20 protein-coding genes are annotated in these 19,783 nt (G+C 49.6%); 10 read left to right on the top strand and 10 right to left on the bottom strand.

The features are described from left to right. Window positions 1–81 precede the first annotated feature (81 nt). On the top strand, window positions 82–2,565 hold the full coding sequence (locus IM638_08995) for a phenylalanine--tRNA ligase subunit beta (protein ID MCA6363163.1): 2,484 nt from the start codon (window positions 82–84) through the stop codon (window positions 2,563–2,565). 72 nt (window positions 2,566–2,637) lie between these two features. Here IM638_08995 and IM638_08990 read toward each other — a convergent pair whose 3' ends face one another. The 3 genes from IM638_08990 to IM638_08980 all read right to left on the bottom strand — a co-directional run bounded on the left by IM638_08990 (window position 2,638) and on the right by IM638_08980 (window position 4,788). After that, complete coding sequence (locus tag IM638_08990) at window positions 2,638–3,828, bottom strand: hypothetical protein (protein ID MCA6363162.1); 1,191 nt, start codon at window positions 3,826–3,828, stop codon at window positions 2,638–2,640. Between the two features lie 35 nt (window positions 3,829–3,863). After that, on the bottom strand, window positions 3,864–4,283 hold the full coding sequence (locus IM638_08985) for a hypothetical protein (GenBank protein ID MCA6363161.1): 420 nt from the start codon (window positions 4,281–4,283) through the stop codon (window positions 3,864–3,866). Between the two features lie 109 nt (window positions 4,284–4,392). Further along, entirely contained in the window at window positions 4,393–4,788 is a 396-nt protein-coding gene (locus IM638_08980; protein ID MCA6363160.1) for a DUF983 domain-containing protein, read from the bottom strand. A 151-nt stretch (window positions 4,789–4,939) separates the two neighbouring features. On the opposite strand from IM638_08980, the gene IM638_08975 reads away from it, so the two are divergent. From IM638_08975 to IM638_08965, 3 genes are all read left to right on the top strand, one after another. Further along, window positions 4,940–5,443, top strand: a complete 504-nt coding sequence (locus tag IM638_08975; protein ID MCA6363159.1) for a hypothetical protein — start codon at window positions 4,940–4,942, stop codon at window positions 5,441–5,443. Between the two features lie 245 nt (window positions 5,444–5,688). Then, the gene (locus IM638_08970; protein ID MCA6363158.1) at window positions 5,689–7,083 is read left to right on the top strand and encodes a DUF1800 domain-containing protein; all 1,395 of its coding nucleotides are present in this window, start codon (window positions 5,689–5,691) and stop codon (window positions 7,081–7,083) included. Window positions 7,084–7,087: 4 nt separating this feature from the next. Beyond that, the gene (locus IM638_08965; GenBank protein MCA6363157.1) at window positions 7,088–8,326 is read left to right on the top strand and encodes a DUF1501 domain-containing protein; all 1,239 of its coding nucleotides are present in this window, start codon (window positions 7,088–7,090) and stop codon (window positions 8,324–8,326) included. 9 nt (window positions 8,327–8,335) lie between these two features. Here the strand turns inward: IM638_08965 and IM638_08960 are convergent, their stop codons facing one another. Both IM638_08960 and IM638_08955 read right to left on the bottom strand, forming a co-directional pair. Beyond that, entirely contained in the window at window positions 8,336–8,938 is a 603-nt protein-coding gene (locus IM638_08960) for a ribonuclease HII (protein ID MCA6363156.1), read from the bottom strand. Then, complete coding sequence (locus IM638_08955) at window positions 8,931–10,082, bottom strand: glycosyltransferase family 4 protein (protein ID MCA6363155.1); 1,152 nt, start codon at window positions 10,080–10,082, stop codon at window positions 8,931–8,933. Before IM638_08955 ends, IM638_08960 begins: the two co-directional genes overlap by 8 nt. Before the next feature lie 60 nt (window positions 10,083–10,142). On the opposite strand from IM638_08955, the gene IM638_08950 reads away from it, so the two are divergent. From IM638_08950 to IM638_08930, 5 genes are all read left to right on the top strand, one after another. Next, window positions 10,143–10,577 (top strand): hypothetical protein, encoded by a 435-nt coding sequence (locus IM638_08950; protein ID MCA6363154.1) that lies wholly within the window; start codon window positions 10,143–10,145, stop codon window positions 10,575–10,577. A 54-nt stretch (window positions 10,578–10,631) separates the two neighbouring features. After that, window positions 10,632–10,808, top strand: a complete 177-nt coding sequence (locus tag IM638_08945; GenBank protein MCA6363153.1) for a hypothetical protein — start codon at window positions 10,632–10,634, stop codon at window positions 10,806–10,808. Further along, the gene (locus IM638_08940) at window positions 10,805–11,368 is read left to right on the top strand and encodes a hypothetical protein (GenBank protein ID MCA6363152.1); all 564 of its coding nucleotides are present in this window, start codon (window positions 10,805–10,807) and stop codon (window positions 11,366–11,368) included. The genes IM638_08945 and IM638_08940 overlap by 4 nt, the downstream gene beginning before the upstream one ends. Before the next feature lie 105 nt (window positions 11,369–11,473). After that, a complete protein-coding gene (locus IM638_08935) occupies window positions 11,474–13,480 on the top strand; it encodes a urocanate hydratase (GenBank protein MCA6363151.1) in 2,007 nt (668 codons plus the stop codon). 209 nt (window positions 13,481–13,689) lie between these two features. Next, window positions 13,690–13,899 (top strand): DUF2892 domain-containing protein, encoded by a 210-nt coding sequence (locus IM638_08930; protein MCA6363150.1) that lies wholly within the window; start codon window positions 13,690–13,692, stop codon window positions 13,897–13,899. Window positions 13,900–14,089: 190 nt separating this feature from the next. Here the strand turns inward: IM638_08930 and IM638_08925 are convergent, their stop codons facing one another. Together IM638_08925 and IM638_08920 are read right to left on the bottom strand one after the other, a co-directional pair. Next, entirely contained in the window at window positions 14,090–15,208 is a 1,119-nt protein-coding gene (locus tag IM638_08925; protein ID MCA6363149.1) for a hypothetical protein, read from the bottom strand. Continuing rightward, complete coding sequence (locus IM638_08920) at window positions 15,205–15,774, bottom strand: sigma-70 family RNA polymerase sigma factor (protein ID MCA6363148.1); 570 nt, start codon at window positions 15,772–15,774, stop codon at window positions 15,205–15,207. The genes IM638_08925 and IM638_08920 overlap by 4 nt, the downstream gene beginning before the upstream one ends. Window positions 15,775–15,871: 97 nt before the next feature. On the opposite strand from IM638_08920, the gene IM638_08915 reads away from it, so the two are divergent. Beyond that, the gene (locus tag IM638_08915) at window positions 15,872–17,230 is read left to right on the top strand and encodes a T9SS type A sorting domain-containing protein (GenBank protein MCA6363147.1); all 1,359 of its coding nucleotides are present in this window, start codon (window positions 15,872–15,874) and stop codon (window positions 17,228–17,230) included. On the opposite strand, the gene IM638_08910 is transcribed toward IM638_08915, so the two are convergent. The 3 genes from IM638_08910 to IM638_08900 form a co-directional block, all read right to left on the bottom strand. Further along, the gene (locus tag IM638_08910; protein MCA6363146.1) at window positions 17,227–17,988 is read right to left on the bottom strand and encodes a MerR family transcriptional regulator; all 762 of its coding nucleotides are present in this window, start codon (window positions 17,986–17,988) and stop codon (window positions 17,227–17,229) included. The genes IM638_08915 and IM638_08910 overlap by 4 nt on opposite strands. A gap of 106 nt (window positions 17,989–18,094) precedes the next feature. Beyond that, window positions 18,095–18,646, bottom strand: coding sequence for a hypothetical protein (locus IM638_08905; protein MCA6363145.1), 552 nt, complete (start codon window positions 18,644–18,646; stop codon window positions 18,095–18,097). 68 nt (window positions 18,647–18,714) lie between these two features. Further along, window positions 18,715–19,752 (bottom strand): 2-oxoacid:ferredoxin oxidoreductase subunit beta, encoded by a 1,038-nt coding sequence (locus IM638_08900; GenBank protein MCA6363144.1) that lies wholly within the window; start codon window positions 19,750–19,752, stop codon window positions 18,715–18,717. Window positions 19,753–19,783: the final 31 nt, after the last annotated feature.

Here is a 19,783-nt window from a genome sequence, read left to right as displayed (position 1 = left end):
TGAATAATATTTTGAAGATTACAAGGTACAGTTTCCCGTGAAACCCTACAAATTCCTACTTTTGAGGCTCTAAATTAGATCATGAAAATAGCCTATACCTGGCTTCGGGACTATCTGCCCGAAACCGAAACGAACCGTACTGCTCAGGAACTTTCTGTTTTACTCACCGGTTGCGGTCTTGAAGTAGAAAGCGTGGAGCCCTTTGAGCGTATCCCCGGCGGCCTGCGCGGTTTAGTAGTGGGTGAAGTAATCAGCTGTGCGAAACATCCCAATGCCGATAAACTTTCGCTCACTTCCGTAAATGTGGGGGCTGAGCAGCTTCTTTCCATTGTGTGTGGTGCGCCTAACGTGGCCGCCGGCCAAAAGGTAATTGTGGCTGTGGTTGGTACTACAGTGCATCCCGTAAGCGGCGAACCTTTTGAAATAAAAAAATCTAAAATACGCGGCGAGCTTTCCGAAGGCATGATCTGCGCCGAAGATGAAATTGGTCTCGGCCAGTCGCATGCCGGTATTATGGTGCTGGATGCTTCGGCGGTGCCCGGAACGCCAGCGGCTGAGTATTTTGGCTTGGAAACCGAAGAAGTTTTCGAAATCGGTCTTACGCCCAACCGCGCTGATGCGGCTTCGCACTACGGTGTGGCCCGTGATCTCAACGCCGTTTTTCTGGCGCAGGAGTTGCGCAATAATCCGCTTGCCGAACCGGCTGCGCTGCGTTTTCCCGAAGTGTTTTCGTTTACCGATGAACTGCCCGCATCGCCGGTTACTGTTCAAGTAGCCAACCCTGAAGCCTGCGCACGCTATGCCGGCATTCATCTCACAAACATTACCGTAAAGCCTTCGCCCGAATGGATGCAGCAGCGTTTACGCGCCATTGGTCTGCGACCCATCAACAACGTGGTGGACATTACCAACTACGTGCTGCACGAACTTGGTCAGCCCCTGCATGCGTTTGATGCTGCACAAATTGCTGGCAAAGGCATTGTGGTACGCAAAGCTGCTGCCGGCGAAACATTTGTTACACTTGATGGTAACGAACGTAAACTGCATGAGCAGGATCTGATGATTTGCGATGCCGCTGCGCCCATGTGCATTGCCGGTGTATTCGGCGGTTTGCACTCGGGTGTGACCGAAGCTACCACCGAAATTTTTCTCGAAAGTGCTTACTTCGATGCGGTGCATGTGCGCAAAACCGCCAAGCGCCTCGGCCTGAAAACCGATTCGTCGTTCCGCTTCGAACGCGGGACTGACCCCGATATGGTGATTCGTGCGCTTGAACGTGCCGTGTGGCTGCTTCAGGAGCTTGCAGGCGCCGAAGTAATTACTGCTCCGGTTGATATCTATCCGCAACCCGTGCAGCCGGTAGAAATTGCATTTACCTACAACCGTTGCGATACACTTATTGGCAAATCCATCGACCGGAACACCATCAAGCGTATCATTGAGGCGCTGGGTATGGAAATTGAAAGCACCGGCAACGATACGCTGCTGCTGGCCGTGCCGCCGTTTAAAGTAGATGTTACACGCGAAGCCGATGTGGTAGAAGAAGTTCTGCGCATTTACGGCTATAACAACATCGACTTTCCCGAACAGGTGAAAAGCTCACTCTCGTGGAGCAAAAAGCCCGACGGCGAACAACTGCGCGAACGAATCAGCGAAATGCTGGTGGCTGCCGGATTTATCGAAATGCTCAATAACTCACTCACCCGCGCCGCCTACACCGATGGTATAGAAGGTATGGCGGCTGGTAATGTGGCGCTGCTCAATCCCCTCAGCAGTGATCTCGGTATTCTGCGCCGTACACTGCTCTTTGGCGGACTCGAAACCATTACCTACAACCAGAACCGCAAAGCAGCTGATTTACGCCTGTTCGAATTTGGTTCAGTGTACAGTCGTTTGACCGAAACGGCAGGCCCCGGTCGTTTGCCTTATCACGAGGAATTTCAGCTTGGGCTTTGGCTCACCGGAGGCCGCCACACCGAAAGCTGGAACCACACCAAAGGCAATGTAACTTTCAGCGACCTTAAAACTGCTGTTGATCAAATTCTCGCACGCACAGGCGTACAGGAGCTAAAAGCCGAAGCACTGCAAAACGACACCCTGCTGGCCGAAGGCGTTGTACTGCTCAACCGCAAAACTGAAGTGGTGCGCTACGGACGTGTGCGCACCGCGCATCTGAAAAGCACCGAAACATCAGGCGAAGTGTTTTACGCCGCATTCAACTGGAATGCACTGCTGCAAACTATAGCTAAAACTCCCGCCATACGCTTCACCGAAGTGCCCAAGTTCCCCGCCGTGCGCCGTGATCTTGCACTCGTAATCAGCAAACAGGTAAACTACCGCGATCTCGAACAGCTTGCCCTGCAAACCGAAAAACAATTACTGCGCAGCGTAAACCTGTTTGATGTGTATGAAGGTGAAAAATTAGGCAGCGACAAAAAATCATATGCGCTCAGCTTCATCCTGCAAGATGAAAACGCTACGCTTACCGATAAGCAAATTGAAAAGGTAATGGAAAAACTGACCAAAGCCTTTACGGAAAAACTGGGCGCAGTAATTCGTTCATAAAATCTGCTTCGCGATAAAATAACAACGGCTGTCATTGCAAAATGACAGCCGTTGTTATATAAGAATATTTAATTACTTTACTAACTGCGTATTTATATACGTACGGATACGATCAGCATTATTCTTCGAAAAATCCTGATACTGCTCGCGGAAGTTTACGTGATACATGCTCACAAATACATAGCAGTCGAGGTAACCTTCTTTCTCCATTTTACGGGCAAAGCCAAACTCTTTTTCGTCAGAATCATCTTTCTTGAGCATATATTCCCAGCTATACACTTCCATGTATTTCTGGTTGGTAAGCTCTGTTGATTTATTGATTACACCGTCGTCGTTGCAATTGTCCACAATTTTATCTTTTGCGGTGCGGTAAAACGACCAGGGCTCTTTGCTGGCAGCTTCCTGATTGGTGTTCATGCGGTTGGGCAGGTAGGTGCGCGACATCCAGTGGCGGTTGAAACTCTTGCCTTGCTTCTCGCAGATTTCACCCAGCGACTCGAAATAATCGTTGTCGGGATAATTGATGATACCTTCCACGCAGGCATTATAGGCATCATCCCACCGCTTCAGTTTCGAGTAGGCTTCGATAAGACCGGAGTAAGGTTTTGTGCGGGTGGGCTGCATCCGTTTTGATTTTTCGTACCAATTGGCCGCTTTTTCCCACTCCTCCATTTTCTCGTAGGCCATGGCAATACTTACTGTGGCATTGTAGTAAGTGCTGTCTTCGCGCAGGGCTTTTTGATATTGCTTAATGGCTGCACTCCAGTTTTCCTGACTGTATTCTTCATCCCCTTGCCGGTAGGCCGAGCGGGCATCATCGGAAACAGCCGTATCCACTTTTGTGGCCACCAGTTCGTCGAACAGGATAGTGGATGCAAGACCTTGTTTTTCGCAAAGCAGGGTAGCCAGTTTGCATTGTGCAATCATCTCAATATTGTACTGTACAAACTTGAGTTTATCCACGTTTACCGTATAGGTTTTCGGGCTGTTCGCTTTGCGGATCAGCTCCTGCATGTCGGTATTGTATTGCACTTTATAGCGGATGTACTCATAAAGTACACGCAGATCCCAGATGGAATTATCATAGAGATAGCTGGGATTAGCCTGCACTTTAGCCAGCGTAGTGACTGCTTTATCGTATTTCCCTTTTTTGAAATATTCTTTCGACTTCTCGATTTTTTTTGCATCAGCTGCCGCATATTGAGCCGACAGGCCTGTAAACAGCAGGATGCCAATGAATAGTGCTGAAATTTTTTTAAACATCAGGTAGCGTTTGGTTAAGTATGGAGGGATTGGAGTTATTGACGTGTACAGGTGGCCGTACAATTGTCAATGGTAGTTCCGTTGTTTACTGTGTAGGTGAGTGTAAATGTATTGTTACCGGAAAGTGTGCCCGAACCGCTGAGCTGGTTTCCGTTAAGGGTTTGCTGCGGTATGGTGAGGGTATTTCCGCTCACGCTCATGCGAGCTTTGTGCTGGTTGCCGAGATCGTAAAAATTCTCCAGCAGCACTTCCGAGGAGTTCGTGGTTGATTTGCTGATGAGCACCACGTAGTTGCTGGTGCCAGCCTGTGAGCTGTTTTCGGCCACATTCCAGCCGTCCACAAATTTATCCCGCTCATCGGCAGGGTCGGGTGTTTCTTCCGGCGCACAGGATGGCAGGAAGGCAAGACTAAGCATTAGAATGCCTGCGGCAAGTGTGGTACGTTTTCCAAACATGATGAACAAATATGGTGAATTTCATTCACCCGATCAAAAGCAGTGCCAACTGTAGCTATGCTTTTGAGCATAAATACCGGCATGAGGAAAAGTAACACCTGAAAATGAATCAGACAGGCTGATTACGGAGTTTTTGCCGAAGCTCAGGGTCGAAACGCACAAAAATATTCAGCCAGATATTGCGCGACCAGCGGAAAACCAGCGGGAAAGAGAGGATATAAATACCTAACACAGTACCTAAAAGCAGCGGAAAAGCGGCGTTAAATCCGAAGTAAAGCACTGCGGCCGGAATAAACATCAGAATAATAGAAACACCATAACTCACATACATGGCGCCATAATAAAAACCGGTTTCCGGCTCATAGGGCTGATTGCAGCAGGAGCAGCTTTTACGCATTTCACCTAACTGGCGGAGGTGGAAGGGATTATTATCCACATACAAATCACCAAGATTGCATTTCGGGCATTTCGACGCAAAAATGCTGTAAAGTGGGCCTTGTTTCATAGATAGCGGGCTTTCGGATGCAAAATTAACTTAGCTGCATGAGTTTAAAAGTGACCAAAATCACCTAATACGCCGGTTTTAGCCGGTTTTTGTTCAATAAACCAGCTTTGAAAGTCTGAAAAATGTGTATAATTGAACAAAACCAGACTACATGAAACACTATTTCCTTGCCATTACAGCAGTGTTTGCACTGCTCATTACCTCCTGCGGCCCCACCCAAAAAGATGCTATCGCTTTTAATGACAAACTAGTTGATCTGAGCGATAAGGTAAATGACCTTTCCGATCAGATGGCTGATCAGCTCGACGGGCATAACCTTGATACGCTCAATGCTGTTTATGGTAAATTTTCGGCTGCAATTAAAAATGCCCTCGCCGAAACCAAACAGATGAAGCCGATTGATGAAAAAGATCCCGGCTACTACAACGCTGCGATTGCACATTTTGAAAACATGAGCAAATTATGCGACGCGGAAGTGAAACGGATTGTAGCCACTACGGCTAAATTTGCCAGCGGCGCCGAACCCACAGAGGAGGAGCTGGCTTCACTTGAAACCGATATTCAGAACTACGACAGCCAGTCGCAGAAAACGATGGATGCTGTAAAAGCCGAGCAAAGGAAGTTCAGCCAGAAATGGGACTTTATGCTGCGCTAAATAAAAAATACTAACAGTTACTTAGAAGCGGACCGGAACAACACCGGTTCGCTTTTTTTATGCAGGTGTGCAGCCGCCCACATACTGGATATATAATACAGGCGTTTGATTTACATCAAACAAATTATGCTTCGACGCTTGGTCAGGGGTAAAAGTTACAAGCGTATAAAAATTTATCCGGCACAGGAATTGCCATTGCATGGTATAGGAAATCCGGATTATCTTCAACCAAAATACACACCACAATGAAAGGAAAAGCACTGAGCAGACAGGAACTACAGCATCTGATGCTGCGTGCCGGTTTTGGCGTCCGACCTTCTGATCTTGTAAGGTTTGAAGGGAAAACTCGTGAAGAAGCGGTGGATATGCTTTTTCAGGATGCCACCATCAACCAGCCCATTCTTTACATTCCGCGCCCCGACACTAAAGACAATGGCGAAGTGTCCACCCTCAAAGCCCTGCTTATGGTGCTTAAATCGAAGGAAGATACTGAAAAACTGAATCTGGCCTGGCTCGACAGGATGGCTGTGGCACGGGCAGTACTGCGCGAAAAAATGCTTCTTTTCTGGCACAATCATTTTGCCACCGGCACTGCATTTGCCTGGCTTATGCAGGTGCAGCACAATATGCTTCGTGATCATGCGCTGGGTAATTTCCGCACCATGCTTCACGCGGTGGCGAAAGATCCTTCCATGATTATTTATCTCAATAATCAGCAGAACAAGAAAAAAGCACCAAATGAAAACTTCGCCCGAGAAGTAATGGAGCTTTTCACACTTGGCGAAGGACAGGGTTATACCGAGTTTGATATTAAAGAGGCTGCACGCGCGTTTACGGGATGGACCGTAAACATGAAAGGCGAATATGAGTTCAAGCCCGAAGATCACGACGAGGGCGAAAAAACGATTTTCGGCAAAACAGGTCGTTTCAGCGGCGAAGATGTGCTGGAAATGCTGCTCGAACGAAAGCAAACCGCCACCTATGTGTGCCGGAAAATGTATCGCCTTTTCGTAAACGCAACCATAAATGAAGATCACGTGGCCGAACTGGCTAAGGTATTTTACAATTCCGGCTATGATATTTCGGCCACGGTGAAGTATATGCTGCTTGCCGACTGGTTTTATGCGCAGCGCAATATTGGCTGTATCGTTTCATCGCCCACTGAATTAATAGTACGCTACAAACGTTTGCTTAAACTCGATACTGAAGATAAACAGGTACTGGCCTTGCAGGATATTCTTGGACAAACGCTGTTCTTCCCGCCTAACGTGGCCGGATGGAAAGGCGGCCGGAACTGGATCGACAGTCTCTCGCTGCTTTACCGCGTGCATCTGCCCACTGCAATTGTGCAACAGGGTACCGTGAAAATAAAACGCAAACCGGCGTTTGAAGAAAAGAACGACGGAAAAAGCCGCGAGGAAAAACGTATCAATATTAAATCAGACTGGAGTGAACTGGTACAGTTTTTCAAGCCTTCGAAAGACCTTACCAACGATGTAATTGCTTACTTCATTCAATCGCCGCAGATGCGTATTGACCGCAAGGCCATTGAAGCCGAAGTGGACAACTCAACGCCCGAACGACGCATTATCACCACCATAGCAGCCGTAATGAAGCTGCCCGAATATCAACTCATTTAAGGCCATGGGAACGTACTCAAGAAAAGACTTTTTGCGATTGAGCGGACTGGCATCTGCCTCGCTGCTGTTGCCCAATTTCCTCAAAGCGGCAGCCGAAGCCGATGTGCAGCGTAAACTGCTTGCCGGAAATACCAACGGCCGCATCCTTGTGGTGATCCAGCTTTCGGGTGGAAACGACGGCCTGAATACACTTGTGCCCTTTGGCGATGATCTCTATCACAGCAACCGCCCCGGCATTGGCCTGAAGGCAAATGATATTATCACCATCGACAAGCATTTTGCCTTTAACGGAGTGATGAAAGGCTTGGCTGATTTGCACAATGCCGGGCATCTGGCCATGTTCAACAGCGTAGGCTATCCCAATCCGAACCGCTCGCATTTCCGCTCTACCGACATCTGGCAAAGTGCCAGCGGGGCCGATCAGAACTGGAGCACCGGCTGGATTGGCCGTTACCTCGACAGCTGCTGCATGGGGCAGCCGCAAAAGCCGCACCTCGCGCTCGAAGTGGACGAAGTGCTCAGCATGGCGCTCAAAGGCAACATAAACAGCGGCATTGCAGCCGGCAACCCGAAACGCCTGTACAACCTCAGCAACGACAAACTCGTGCGCAACGTGTCGGCCGCGTATGTGCCACACGATCACGGGCATGAGCACGATGAACATAATGTGGAGTATCTGCACAAAACGCTTGCCTCCACTATTCAAAGCGCCGATTATCTGCACACACATGCCGACGGCTTCCGCTCAAAACGCATCTATCCGCAGCACGAGTTTGGCCGGCAAATGAAAATGATTGCCGAACTCATCCGCGCCGAAAGTGAAACCGTAATTTATTACGTATCACTCCCCGGCTTTGATACGCACGTATCGCAAAACGGTCAGCAAAACCGTTTGCTCAATGTGTATAGCGATGCCCTGAAACAGTTTGCCGAAGACCTCAAGGAAGGCGGCCGCTGGGACGATACCGTGGTAATGACTTTCTCCGAGTTTGGCCGCCGCGTAAAACAAAACGCCGGCAAAGGAACCGATCACGGCACCGCAAACGTGCTTTTTCTGGCGGGCGGAAGCCTGCAGCAGAAAGGCATCCTCAACGAGGCACCCGACCTCAAAAATCTCGATAACGGCGATTTGATTTATAAAGTCGATTTCCGCGAAGTGTATGCCACACTGCTGGAAAAATGGTTGAAAACGGATGCCGAGAAAGTGCTGGGCGGACCGTTTAAGCTTTGGGATTTTGTGTAGGGTGAAAGCTCAAAACTTCAGTTCCAGCTGATCGGGCAACTGCCTGAAACTCTTGCGGTGATGCGCCGTGAGGCCGTATTGCACAATGGCCGCACGATGTTTGGCCGTGCCATAGCCTTTGTTCTTCAGCCAGTCGTACTGCGGAAATTCTTCGTGCAGCGCATCCATGTAATCGTCGCGGTAAGTTTTGGCGAGGATGCTGGCGGCAGCAATACTTTTGTATTTTCCGTCGCCGCCAATGATGCAGGCATGCGGAATGCCTGGATAAGCCGGCTTGAAGCGGTTGCCATCAATGAGCAGGAAGCCGGGCGTGGTTTTTAGTTGCGCAATGGCTTTGTGCATGGCGGCAAACGAAGCGCGGAGAATATTCAGTTCGTCAATTTCATCCACACTCATGCTGGCCACGGCCCAGGCAATGGCTTTTTCTTCGATGTACGGACGTACTTCGCGGCGCTGGGCATCGCTCAGTTGCTTCGAGTCGTTAAGCAGTTTATGCTTGAAATCGGGCGGAAGAATAACTGCGGCAGCATATACCGGCCCGGCCAGACAGCCGCGCCCGGCTTCGTCGCAGCCGGCTTCGGTGTGTTCGTGCTGATACCGGTTTTTAAGCATGCGTGTGTACACATTGTTCCATGCACGTCCAGATTTTTTCGGCCGACTCTTGCCATGAAAAGGCCTTGCTGCGTTGGGCGGCTTTATCAATGAGCTGAGCGCGCAGGACTTGATCGTTGTCTATTTTTTCCAGTGCGGCTGCAATGGCCGCTACATCAAACGGGTCGGCATAAAGTGCCGCATCGCCGCCCACTTCGGGCATTGATGTGACATTGGCGGTGAGCACGGGCACGCGGCAGGCCATGGCTTCCACAATGGGAATGCCGAAGCCTTCGAAGTATGGCAGATAGGTCACAGCATGCGCCGCTCCTGTAATGCGCACAAGTTCTTCGTCGCTGAGGCGGCCGGTAAATACCACTTCTTTTTTATCGGGCAGTTGTGCCAGCAGCGAATCAAGCGCGTGGTATTTCCAGTAAGGCGCACCGGTAATAAGCAGTTTGGTGGCCGTAGGGTGTTTTTGTTTGTACTGCACGAATGCTTCTACCAAACGCACTAAGTTTTTGCGCGGATGCAATGCGCCTACAAACAAAAAGTACGGTGCACCGCCGCTGTACTGCTCGCGCACGGCCTTCACGGCATCTGCTTCCAATGGCTGAAAAGCTTCGGAGGCCGCATTGTAAACCACATCAATTTTTGTCGCATCAATTGTATAACGGTCTGCAATATCCGCTTTCGAAAATTCGGAAACAGTAAGAATGCGTTCGCCTTTTTGCGCAAACAGCGGAAAGTTTTTACGATACCATTTCGAATATTTCCGCGAAAGATCCTGCGGATAATGCTCGAAATTGAGATCATGAATTACCGGCAAACAGGGCGTTTGCGTATTGAGCGGTAAAAATCCGTCGGGCGAATAAAACAGGTCAGGCTTCAGATCGCGCAGCACACCGCGCACCGACCAGTTGAGCCAGAGGTTATAAAGCCACGGACGGCGTGCCGGGGGAAACAGCTTTACAGGTGTTATATTGTCGGAATAAATGAAACGCTCATCCACTTCGCGGTCAAACAAAAACACAAAATGATCGTCGGGACGCATTTGTGTAATGCGTTTAAGCGTTTCATCCGTAAAGCGGCCAATTCCGTCGAGCCTGTCGGGAATAAGCAGGCGTGTATTTACAACCACAAGCATGGCGGCAAAGATAACCAAGAGTTTACCACTTTCAGGTGAATACTTTGTATCTTCACAGCTCACATATAACACACGCCCATGCTTGATAATCTGATCAATCTGGTAAAAGAACACGCCGGCGATGCAATCGTTAACAACCCGGCCATTCCCAACGAGAAAAACGACGACGCCATCAAAACCACCGGCGAGTCAATTCTCAATTCACTCAAATCACAAGCCTCCGGCGGCGATCTCAGCAGCCTGATGAATATGTTCAAAGGCGGTGATGCCGCTTCAAGCCCTGTGGCCAGTGCCGTACAAGGAAATGTAGCGGCTGATCTTGCCAAAAAATTCGGCCTCGATTCAGGTGCCGCCGGCAACATCGCTTCTTCACTCATTCCCATGGTGATGAATAAATTCGTAAACAAAACCAACGACCCCAACGACAGCAGCTTCGACCTCGGCGATATTATGAAAAATATCGGTGGCGGCGGCGGCGGAATTGGTGGTATGATCTCCAATTTCCTCAAGTAATTAATCCTGTAAATTTGTACCGCCGGAGCACCAGCTTCGGCGGTTTTTACATCCATGTCGCGCTTCGATAAATTAGATCCCGATGATTATTATATGAATGAAGACGGCTATGTCGTGTTCACCGAAAAGTATCATCTTAAACGTGGCTATTGCTGCAAGAATGGCTGCAAGCATTGTCCGTACGGGTATAATAAGAAGACGGGGAGGTTTGATAAAAAGAAGGAAAAATGAAGTTACCGAATTTGATATTGGTCGTGTTTAGCCACTTGCTTTTTTTGTCTTCAGATTTATTTGCACAATCTGATTCATTGTCTTCTCAGCTTGTTTCATCAGCGATTGTAGATTCATCAAAAACGATAAGTGAGACCGATTCATGCCATTTATTTGCTGAGTATGTGTACAAACTTTTTCTTGACCACAATATTGATTCATTGAAATTGCTCTGCAATGTTGACTGTGTTAGTGGAGTTGATAGAATTTATGTATCTCTACTAAATGAATGGCCATTGAAATCGGTTTTGAATTATCAAGATACCAGCCGTCTGATTTCTAATAATAATTGTTTGTTTTCAATTGATGTGATTGACGAAAAAAACTTAGATTTAAGAATTAGAATCACTATTTACCAAGGTCGTCTTTCGAACGGTGAAATGCTCATTTCAAAGATTACGTATAAGCGTTTAAATATGCCAGAGCTAAATATTCATGAATTCAATCGTGAACTACAACGGAAATTTTATAATCAGATAGAATACCGTCATCAACAAGATAGGCGTTACAGTCCTCGTTGATATTGGTAGTTTGTATTTTAATGTTAAAAAGATGCACCTGCGCAATGCTTGTGCATCATGTTAAAATCTCAGGATTCGTATTTTTACACATATTTTAGATAATCTATGAACACAGCCGAATTTCAGGCCGCTATTCTTCGCGGTATTCCCGATACGCTTCCCGAACCCAAGCCGTTTGATGCGGCGCTCAATCACGCACCCAAACGGAAAGCCATACTCACTCCGGCTGAGGAAAAGCTGGCCCTGCGCAATGCGCTGCGTTATTTCGACGCAAAGCATCATGCTGTGCTGTCGCCTGAATTTGCACAGGAACTGAAAACATACGGGCGGATTTACATGTACCGCTTCCGTCCCGACTATAAAATTTTCGCACGCCCCATTGCCGAGTATCCGCAGCGTTCGGTGCAGGCTGCAGCTATCATGCACATGCTGAGCAACAACCTCGACTATGCCGTGGCGCAGCATCCGCACGAACTTATTACTTACGGCGGCAATGGAGCCGTGTTCCAGAACTGGGCGCAGTATCTGCTTACCATGCAGTATCTCGCCACCATGACCGACGAACAAACGCTGGTGCTGTATTCAGGCCACCCGCTCGGTCTTTTTCCTTCGCACAAGGATGCGCCGCGCGTAGTAGTGACCAACGGCATGATGATTCCCAATTACTCGAAGCCTGACGACTGGGAACGTTTCAATGCGCTGGGCGTAACGCAGTACGGACAAATGACCGCCGGCTCATTCATGTACATCGGGCCGCAGGGCATTGTACACGGCACCACCATTACGGTGATGAATGCTGCGCGTAAAATTGCCGCTAACGAAGAAGACCGAAAAGGCCGCCTGTTTGTGACCTGCGGCCTTGGCGGCATGAGCGGTGCGCAGCCTAAAGCCGGTAAAATTGCCGGGCTGGTGGCCGTGGTGGCCGAAGTAAATCCGAAAGCCACACACACACGTCACTCGCAGGGATGGGTGGACGAAGTGTATGAAAATATTGATGAGCTGATGGCGCGCATTGCCAACGCGCAGGCCGCAAAAGAAGCAGTGTCGCTGGCTTATCAGGGTAATGTGGTGGATTTGTGGGAACGCCTTGTGCGCGATAATGTGCATGTGGATATTGGCTCCGATCAGTCGTCGCTGCACAACCCGTGGGCGGGCGGTTACTATCCGGCCGGGCTTTCGTTTGATGAAGCCAACCGCATGATGGCCGAGGAGCCGCAGAAATTTCACGGCATTGTGCAGGAGTCGCTGCGCAGGCAGGCGGCTGCAATAAATACACTTTCGGAGCGCGGCATGTATTTCTTCGATTACGGTAATGCATTTTTGCTCGAAGCCATGCGCGCCGGGGCCGATATTGTGAAGGAAGACGGCACATTCCGCTATCCTTCCTATGTGCAGGATATTCTCGGCCCCATGTGCTTCGACTACGGCTTCGGGCCGTTCCGCTGGGTGTGCACTTCGGCCGATGCCGCTGATCTGGCGGTAACCGATGCGCTGGCGCTGGAAGTAATGGAAGATATTTACAAAACTGCACCTGCCGAAATCAAACAGCAGTTGCACGACAATATCCTCTGGATACGCGATGCCATGCAGAACAACCTTGTGGTTGGTTCGCAGGCGCGTATTTTGTATGCCGACAGTGAAGGACGTATCCGCATTGCATCGGCCATTAACAAAGCCATACGCGAAGGCCGTGTGAAAGCACCTGTGGTACTTGGCCGCGATCACCACGATGTATCGGGCACCGATTCGCCTTACCGCGAAACTTCCAATATTTATGATGGTTCGCGCTTCACGGCCGACATGGCCGTGCAGAATTTCGTGGGCGACGGCTTTCGCGGCGCTACATGGATTTCATTGCACAACGGTGGCGGCGTAGGCTGGGGCGAAGTGATCAACGGCGGCTTCGGACTCGTACTCGATGGCAGCGACGATGCCGAACGTCGTTTGCAGAGCATGCTGTTCTGGGATGTAAACAACGGCATTGCCCGCCGCAGCTGGGCGCGTAACGATGAAGCCATTTTCGCCATCAAACGCGAAATGGAACGCACGCCGCAGCTGAAAGTTACCCTGCCCAATCTGGTTGACGACAGCCTGCTCGACGGGCTGGTTTGACCGGCCTCATTTTCTTTACTGATTTCTCTCAGGTTGCTGTGTAACTCCGGTCACAGTGATCCGAAATTGCATGTAGTTACTTTGATGTATCCACATGACAAACAAACAAAAGCTCTTCCGATTGTTGCTGGTGTGCATCACCTGCGCGGCGCTGGTCACAGCGGGAGTGCTCATTTTCGGATAAACAATTAACCAAACACTACACAACCATGAAAACCAACGTAGGAAACATCGACCGGATCATCCGCCTTATTGTGGCAGTACTCTTTGCCGTACTTTATTTTGGCGGATTTGTTACCGGCACCATCGGACTTGTACTTGTAATTCTGGGGGGCGTTTTTGCAGTTACTGCAGCCATTGGATTTTGCCCGCTGTACAGCATTTTCGGACTAAGCACCTGTCCGGTGAAGGCGAAGTAGGTAAGGAGTAAACAATTTGAATAAAGTAATGTGAAGCGGAGAAGAGTTGACGTGCGGTGCGAAGTTGATTTGAGAAGTTGAATGAAAGAGGGATGCAGGAATTGTTGCGGAAGATGTGAAGGGAGAGGGTTGAAGTGAAACAGCCCGTTTGGCAGTTGTGCTGAACGGGCTGTTTTGTAGAGTGGAATTATTAAAGTGTCTTTAGTTTTTCAGCGGCCTGCTTACTGTAAAATGTGTTGCCGGCGGCAATTTTTTTGAGCAGTGTTTCGGCTTGTTCATTATCGCCGTTGCCAATGAGGGCGATGGCTTTGTACCATTCGGCTTCTTCGCGGAAAGCATTGTTTTCAGCGGTTATCACGGCATCCAGAAGCGGAATTGCTTTGCTGTGCATTTCGAGTTTAATGTACGATACGGCCATGTAGAAACGCGCATTCACATCGTCGGGCGAATTTTTCAGCAGTATTTCAAACTTGCTGATGCAGCGTCCGTAGCGTTGTGTGCGAAACGCTTCCAGTCCTTCACGCATAACCTGATCAGCCATGATTACAAAATCTTCTTCGCGGCCGCCTTCGGTTCTGCGTTCATCTTCGTTGGCGGGTGTACCGCTCACGCGGAGTTTCTGCGTTTTGAGCGGACGGTTGTAAAGCCTGTCGTAGTCGGTAATTTTTAAATCGAGGATGTAGCGGATGGGGAAATTGTACACAGGTTCACGGAGCTTTTCTTCGGCCGGTGCAGGCTGGGGAGCGGGCGGAAGTGCGGGTGGAGCGGGTGGCTGTACTTCGGGCGGAAGCGGAATGCCTTGTACTTCGGGCAGCGGCTCGGGTGTTTGTGTGGCATCAACCGGTTTGGCCACCACGGGTTCGGCTTTCGGATTTACGAAATGATCGGTGGCGGGGTTGAGTACAATTTCCTGTGGTGTGGCAGCGGGTGGTGTGCTGGAAGGTTTGGCAGCCACTACAGGCTGATTGCTTTTTGGTTTTTCGTTGGCGGGCCAGAAAGCAATGGCGGCAACTACTACGGCAGCCACGCCCGCACCGCCTGCCAGCCAGTTGAGCCATGATTTGGAAGCTGCTGCGCTGCCGCCACTCATGCCGCTGCGTGCAGCAATTTCGGCCTGCAGCGCAGTTACATCGGCCAGCGCATCGGGAAATGCCGCAAAACCGGCTGCAGCTGTGGCGGCAAGCTCGTCGTTACCCAGCAGGCGCTCTACACGCTGCCGCTCCTCCGGGCCGAGACGGTTGTGCACATAATCGTGCAGCAACGCGGCGCTGAGGGGGGTAACGATGTGGGAATGTGTATCTGGTTTCATTGGTTTCCGGTTAAGGCCAGCTTTAAATTACGCTTGCCGTTTTGCAGGTGGCTTTTCACTTCCTTCTCGCTGAAGCCCGTGAGCTCGGCAATTTCGCGGTACGATTTATCGCCGAAATAAAACAGTTCAATGCAGCGGCGCTGTTCTTCACCCAAACTGCGCACCGCCTGCTCCAGTCGTTTAAGCTGGTCTTCACGCTGCGCGGGGTCGGTGTCGTCAAGCAAATCGCTTTTGCTCTCTGCTGCATATGCCTCATCGCGTCCGCGCTGTACCTGTTGTTTGCGCAGCTCCGAAATGCAGTGGTTGCGCGCTACCGTATTTACCCACACGCCAAAATTATCGGGCTGCTGGGTGCGCAGCGATTCAAACAGCCGCTCAAAAATCTGCAACACTGCATCGCGCGCCAGTTCACGGTCGCTCAGGTAATGCAGGCAAGCACCGTACACCAGATGCGCATAACGGTTGTAAAGCTCGCCCACAAACGCCTTGTCGCCACCCTTGCGGTAGCGGTCCATCAACTCCTGATCGCTGAGATCATTTGTCCGTTTACGGGGAAATAGACGCATATTTCTGACGCTTGTAACTCTATGACGCAGCACACTATCAAATTGCATACGCCCTGTAAAGATATTTTTTATGGCTGCTTTTTTCTAATTTCAGTCAATGAAACGCCTCATTTTCATTCTTTTCTGTACACTCAGCATTTCTTTGCAAGCACAGCTTCCTGCCGGAAACCGCCAGATGGGCATGGTGCTGGAAATGGCGCAGAACAACAATTTCGACTCTGCCACCGTGCGCGGCCTGCAGCTTTGTATGGATTACACACATTTCGTATCCAACTGGGCCATCTGCGAAACAGCCCCCGGCCAGTTCAACGGTGTGGGCATGTCGTTTCTCGATATCATCAATGTCTATTATCCAGCCTGGGGCATAAAAGTTGAATTAAATATTCCTGTCCTCAACACCGTGGCCCGCGAAGTGCCTGCCGATCTTGACACCGTCCGCTTCAACAGTCCGGTAATGATCAGTCGTTTCCGCACCTATCTCGATACACTTTTTGCACACATTCCGGCGGTTGATCTGGTGATGCTGAGTATCGGCAACGAAAGCGATGTACTTTTTGCAAATGATCCGCAGCTGATGGCCGACTTTCAGCTTTTTTACGATTCCGCTGCGCAGTATGCGCGGCAGCGTTACCAGCAATTGTACAACCGGCCGCTTAAAGTGGGCACCACGCTTACGTGGAGCGGACTCACATCGCCTTCGCTTTCGGCTTCGCTGGCGCAGCTTAACGCCTTGTCTGATGTGATAGCCGTAACGTATTATCCGCTCACCGGCAATTTTCAGATGCGTGCGCCAAACAGTCCGCTGGCCGATTTTGCGGCCCTCACGGCAATTTACAACGACACCGCGCGGCCTGTGTGGTTTGTGGAATGCGGCTATTCCTCGTCCGACTCGTGCGGAAGTTCGTATCAGGCGCAGGCCGATTTTTACGATTACGTGTTTCAGGCCTGGGACGCCAATGCCACAGTCATCAGAGGCATTTCACCCTTTCTGCTGCACGAATGGAGCCAGCCCGTGGTGGATACGCTGGCCGTATATTACGGACTTGCCGGCAACGTGCCGTTTAAAGAGTACCTGCGTACATTGGGCATACGCACATACGCAGGCAATGGTGTAAACAAGCCGGCGTATGAGGCGATACGTTGCAATGTAAATGCGCGCAACTTCTGCACCACAGGCTGTGTGCTGGGTGTGGAAGACGTGCAATCGCAGGAATTGCAGGCACAACCCAATCCGGCCAGCGAGTTTGTAACCTTTACACTTCCGCCGCAGGCTGTATTGCTGAATGCAGAAGTGTACAGCCTTTCCGGGCAGCTTGTGGCTGTGTGGACAGCTCCGCAAAGCACAGCGCCCGTAAGTTTCTCAGTAGCTGACCTGCCTGCTGGCGTGTGGCTGTGTCGTTTGCAAATGGTTGATGGAAGTGTACACACTTCGCGCATTGTTACAGCGCCGCGTTAACTGTATTGCGCGGCTTTCCCGCTGTTGCAGTAGTGCAGCATGGCGCTGTGCATGTAATCTGCAAGGCCGGGCGTAAAGCGGTTGAAATAGGCAGCAAAGCGCTCGTCGGTGATATACATTTCAGCAAGGCCGCGATAGCCTTCTTCGCGTGCATCCCAAAATGAACGGATATGACGATGATGTTGTGCAATGAGTTGCTGCACTTCGTCGCTTGCTTCCGGAAGATGCATTGAAGCCGCAATAGCTTGTGCAATAGTTTCTCCCTGTTTGTAAAGCGCCTGCAACGACTCCTTGCTCAATTTGCGTAGTTTTTCTTCTGAGCCGGTAACGTTGTCGTGCCCCCATTTTTCAATAGCTTCCTGTCGATAGGCCCCGGCATTTGTGAAACCTTCATACAATTCTTCGTCGGTTAGCATAGTCTGATTGTTTGTTAACGAATGAATGGTTTTATGAATGGTAATCAGCAACTGCGTGTTTTGCAAATCACGAAGATGAAGCTGTCTGCGCTGTTCAAGCAACGAATTGAGAAGGTCGAAATCCGGATCATCAAGCAACCCGATGATTTGCTGAAGCGTGTAGCCAAGTTCACGGTAAAACAATATCTGCTGAAGACGCAGCAGCTCTTCGCGCCCATAAATCCGGTAGCGCGATTCGGTGCGCTGTGCCGGTTTCAGCAAACCAATTTCGTCGTAATGATGCAGTGTACGCACACTCACACCCGATACAACCGAAAGTTGTTTAACCGTGTACAGTTTCATTTCCGTTGTTTTTGATTACCGGCACAAATAAAGGCTGTCACGTTGGGTAAGAGTCAAGAACTATTTTTTAGAAAGAAGCTAAGATGTTGTTTTTCAGTGAAAAAAATTATTTTGAAAGAATATATGAGTAATATCTCCCGAAAAATTCCAGAATATGTTTTTTCCTGGCAAAAGAAACAATAAGTGTTTCAATGCCCATGGAAGTTTCAAGTTCGAGAGTAATGCTGAATTTGTTTCCCGTGCTGAGAAAAAGACTGGCTAACATGCCCATTAACGAACCAGTTATGATAGGAAAATACCCCATTCTGCTGTGGTTGAAACGCGCATCAGCAATGAAACAAAATATAATCATCCCTAATATTAGTAATACACTTGGCCTAAAATTGGCTTGCCGGTACATTAATTTTTGAACGATTATTCTTTTGATGGAACTGTCCTCCAACGCAAAATTCAAATCTTTAACTTCTACATTGGCAAGGCCAATTTGTAATCCCCGTTCACATTTAATTAATACAATTTCTGTTTTCCCCGGAATGACATAATTACTCAATTCTCCTGTGGCTTTTTCAATAAGGACTGTCAGTGGCCAGTAATCAGTCTGATCAATCGGTTTTCCGATGAAATCTTCAAGCAGATTAGTTTTGATTGGTGTAAGCATGTAGCTGAAGGGTTAATAAAAAAGCGGGACAAACAATCCCGCTTAATTCATTTTAAAAATAGGAAATCCTACGCAATCGTCCACACATTCCGTCCGCGAATCAACGCATCCAGATCGCCTTCGCCTTTTTCGGCAATGGCCTGTGCAATTTGAGCGGCCAGATCGTCTTCGTAGCAGCTGCGTTTTTCTTCGTAGAATACGCCGAAGGGGCGCGGCAAATGGCCCTCGTTTTTCGGATCGTCGAAGAAGCGGACCAGCAGTGTGGCTTTGCCCAGGTCAAACTCGTCGTGTATCCACAGGTCGTTTACGCTGTAATCGGCAAGGTTTACCACACGCGGGGTAAATCCGTCGAGGCGGATGCCTTTGTCGGCATTCTCGCCAAACACGAGCGGTTTGCCTTGTTCGAGGAATACAGTCTCGGCTTTCTTCGAGGCTTTTTCGGTGAAAATTTCAAAGGCGCCGTCGTTAAACACATTGCAGTTCTGGTAAATTTCCAGCAGCGATGTGCCTTTGTGCGCATTGGCACGCGAAAGCATGTTGCGCAGGTGCGATGGATCGCGGTCCATTGAACGTGCAATGAAGGTGCCCGAAGCCCCGAGGCAAAGCGCCAGCGGATTAAACGGATGATCGAGCGAGCCCATGGGCGTTGACTTCGTAACCTGCCCAACCGGCGAGGTTGGCGAATACTGCCCTTTGGTGAGTCCGTAAATTTCGTTGTTGAATAACAACACATTTACATCCAGATTGCGGCGCAAAAGATGGATAAGGTGATTGCCACCTATGGAAAGCGAATCGCCGTCGCCGGTAATAATCCACACGCTCAGTTCGGGGCGTGTGGCCTTTAAACCGCTTGCAATGGCTGTGGCACGGCCATGAATGCTGTGCATGCCATAAGTTTCCATGTAATACGGAAAACGCGACGAGCAGCCGATGCCGGAAATGAATACAATGTCTTCGCGTTTCAACCCTATTTCGGGCATCACGCTTTGTACTTGTTTGAGTATGGAATAGTCGCCGCAGCCCGGGCACCAGCGTACTTCCTGATCAGTCACGAAGTCTTTTGCGGTGAGCTTTGGCGTTTCGGGTGATTGTAAGGTGGTTTCCATTTGTATGAATGCGCCGTTCTTATCGGCGAGT

Source organism: Bacteroidota bacterium (assembly GCA_020402865.1).
In the GTDB taxonomy this organism is placed as follows: Bacteria; Bacteroidota; Bacteroidia; order Palsa-965; family Palsa-965.
The sequence above is the reverse complement of the archived record's forward strand: the minus strand, read 5'-3'. Positions and strand labels throughout refer to the sequence as shown.

Excerpts from the sequence above, each read along its gene's own strand:
- IM638_08995 (MCA6363163.1), top strand. The coding sequence starts at position 82 with ATGAAAATAGCCTATACCTGGCTTCGGGACTATCTGCCCGAAACCGAA.
- IM638_08990 (MCA6363162.1), bottom strand. The coding sequence starts at position 3,828 with ATGTTTAAAAAAATTTCAGCACTATTCATTGGCATCCTGCTGTTTACA.
- IM638_08985 (MCA6363161.1), bottom strand. The coding sequence starts at position 4,283 with ATGTTTGGAAAACGTACCACACTTGCCGCAGGCATTCTAATGCTTAGT.
- IM638_08980 (MCA6363160.1), bottom strand. The coding sequence starts at position 4,788 with ATGAAACAAGGCCCACTTTACAGCATTTTTGCGTCGAAATGCCCGAAA.
- IM638_08975 (MCA6363159.1), top strand. The coding sequence starts at position 4,940 with ATGAAACACTATTTCCTTGCCATTACAGCAGTGTTTGCACTGCTCATT.
- IM638_08970 (MCA6363158.1), top strand. The coding sequence starts at position 5,689 with ATGAAAGGAAAAGCACTGAGCAGACAGGAACTACAGCATCTGATGCTG.
- IM638_08965 (MCA6363157.1), top strand. The coding sequence starts at position 7,088 with ATGGGAACGTACTCAAGAAAAGACTTTTTGCGATTGAGCGGACTGGCA.
- IM638_08960 (MCA6363156.1), bottom strand. The coding sequence starts at position 8,938 with ATGCTTAAAAACCGGTATCAGCACGAACACACCGAAGCCGGCTGCGAC.
- IM638_08950 (MCA6363154.1), top strand. The coding sequence starts at position 10,143 with ATGCTTGATAATCTGATCAATCTGGTAAAAGAACACGCCGGCGATGCA.
- IM638_08945 (MCA6363153.1), top strand. The coding sequence starts at position 10,632 with ATGTCGCGCTTCGATAAATTAGATCCCGATGATTATTATATGAATGAA.
- IM638_08940 (MCA6363152.1), top strand. The coding sequence starts at position 10,805 with ATGAAGTTACCGAATTTGATATTGGTCGTGTTTAGCCACTTGCTTTTT.
- IM638_08935 (MCA6363151.1), top strand. The coding sequence starts at position 11,474 with ATGAACACAGCCGAATTTCAGGCCGCTATTCTTCGCGGTATTCCCGAT.
- IM638_08930 (MCA6363150.1), top strand. The coding sequence starts at position 13,690 with ATGAAAACCAACGTAGGAAACATCGACCGGATCATCCGCCTTATTGTG.
- IM638_08925 (MCA6363149.1), bottom strand. The coding sequence starts at position 15,208 with ATGAAACCAGATACACATTCCCACATCGTTACCCCCCTCAGCGCCGCG.
- IM638_08920 (MCA6363148.1), bottom strand. The coding sequence starts at position 15,774 with ATGCGTCTATTTCCCCGTAAACGGACAAATGATCTCAGCGATCAGGAG.
- IM638_08915 (MCA6363147.1), top strand. The coding sequence starts at position 15,872 with ATGAAACGCCTCATTTTCATTCTTTTCTGTACACTCAGCATTTCTTTG.
- IM638_08910 (MCA6363146.1), bottom strand. The coding sequence starts at position 17,988 with ATGAAACTGTACACGGTTAAACAACTTTCGGTTGTATCGGGTGTGAGT.
- IM638_08905 (MCA6363145.1), bottom strand. The coding sequence starts at position 18,646 with ATGCTTACACCAATCAAAACTAATCTGCTTGAAGATTTCATCGGAAAA.
- IM638_08900 (MCA6363144.1), bottom strand. The coding sequence starts at position 19,752 with ATGGAAACCACCTTACAATCACCCGAAACGCCAAAGCTCACCGCAAAA.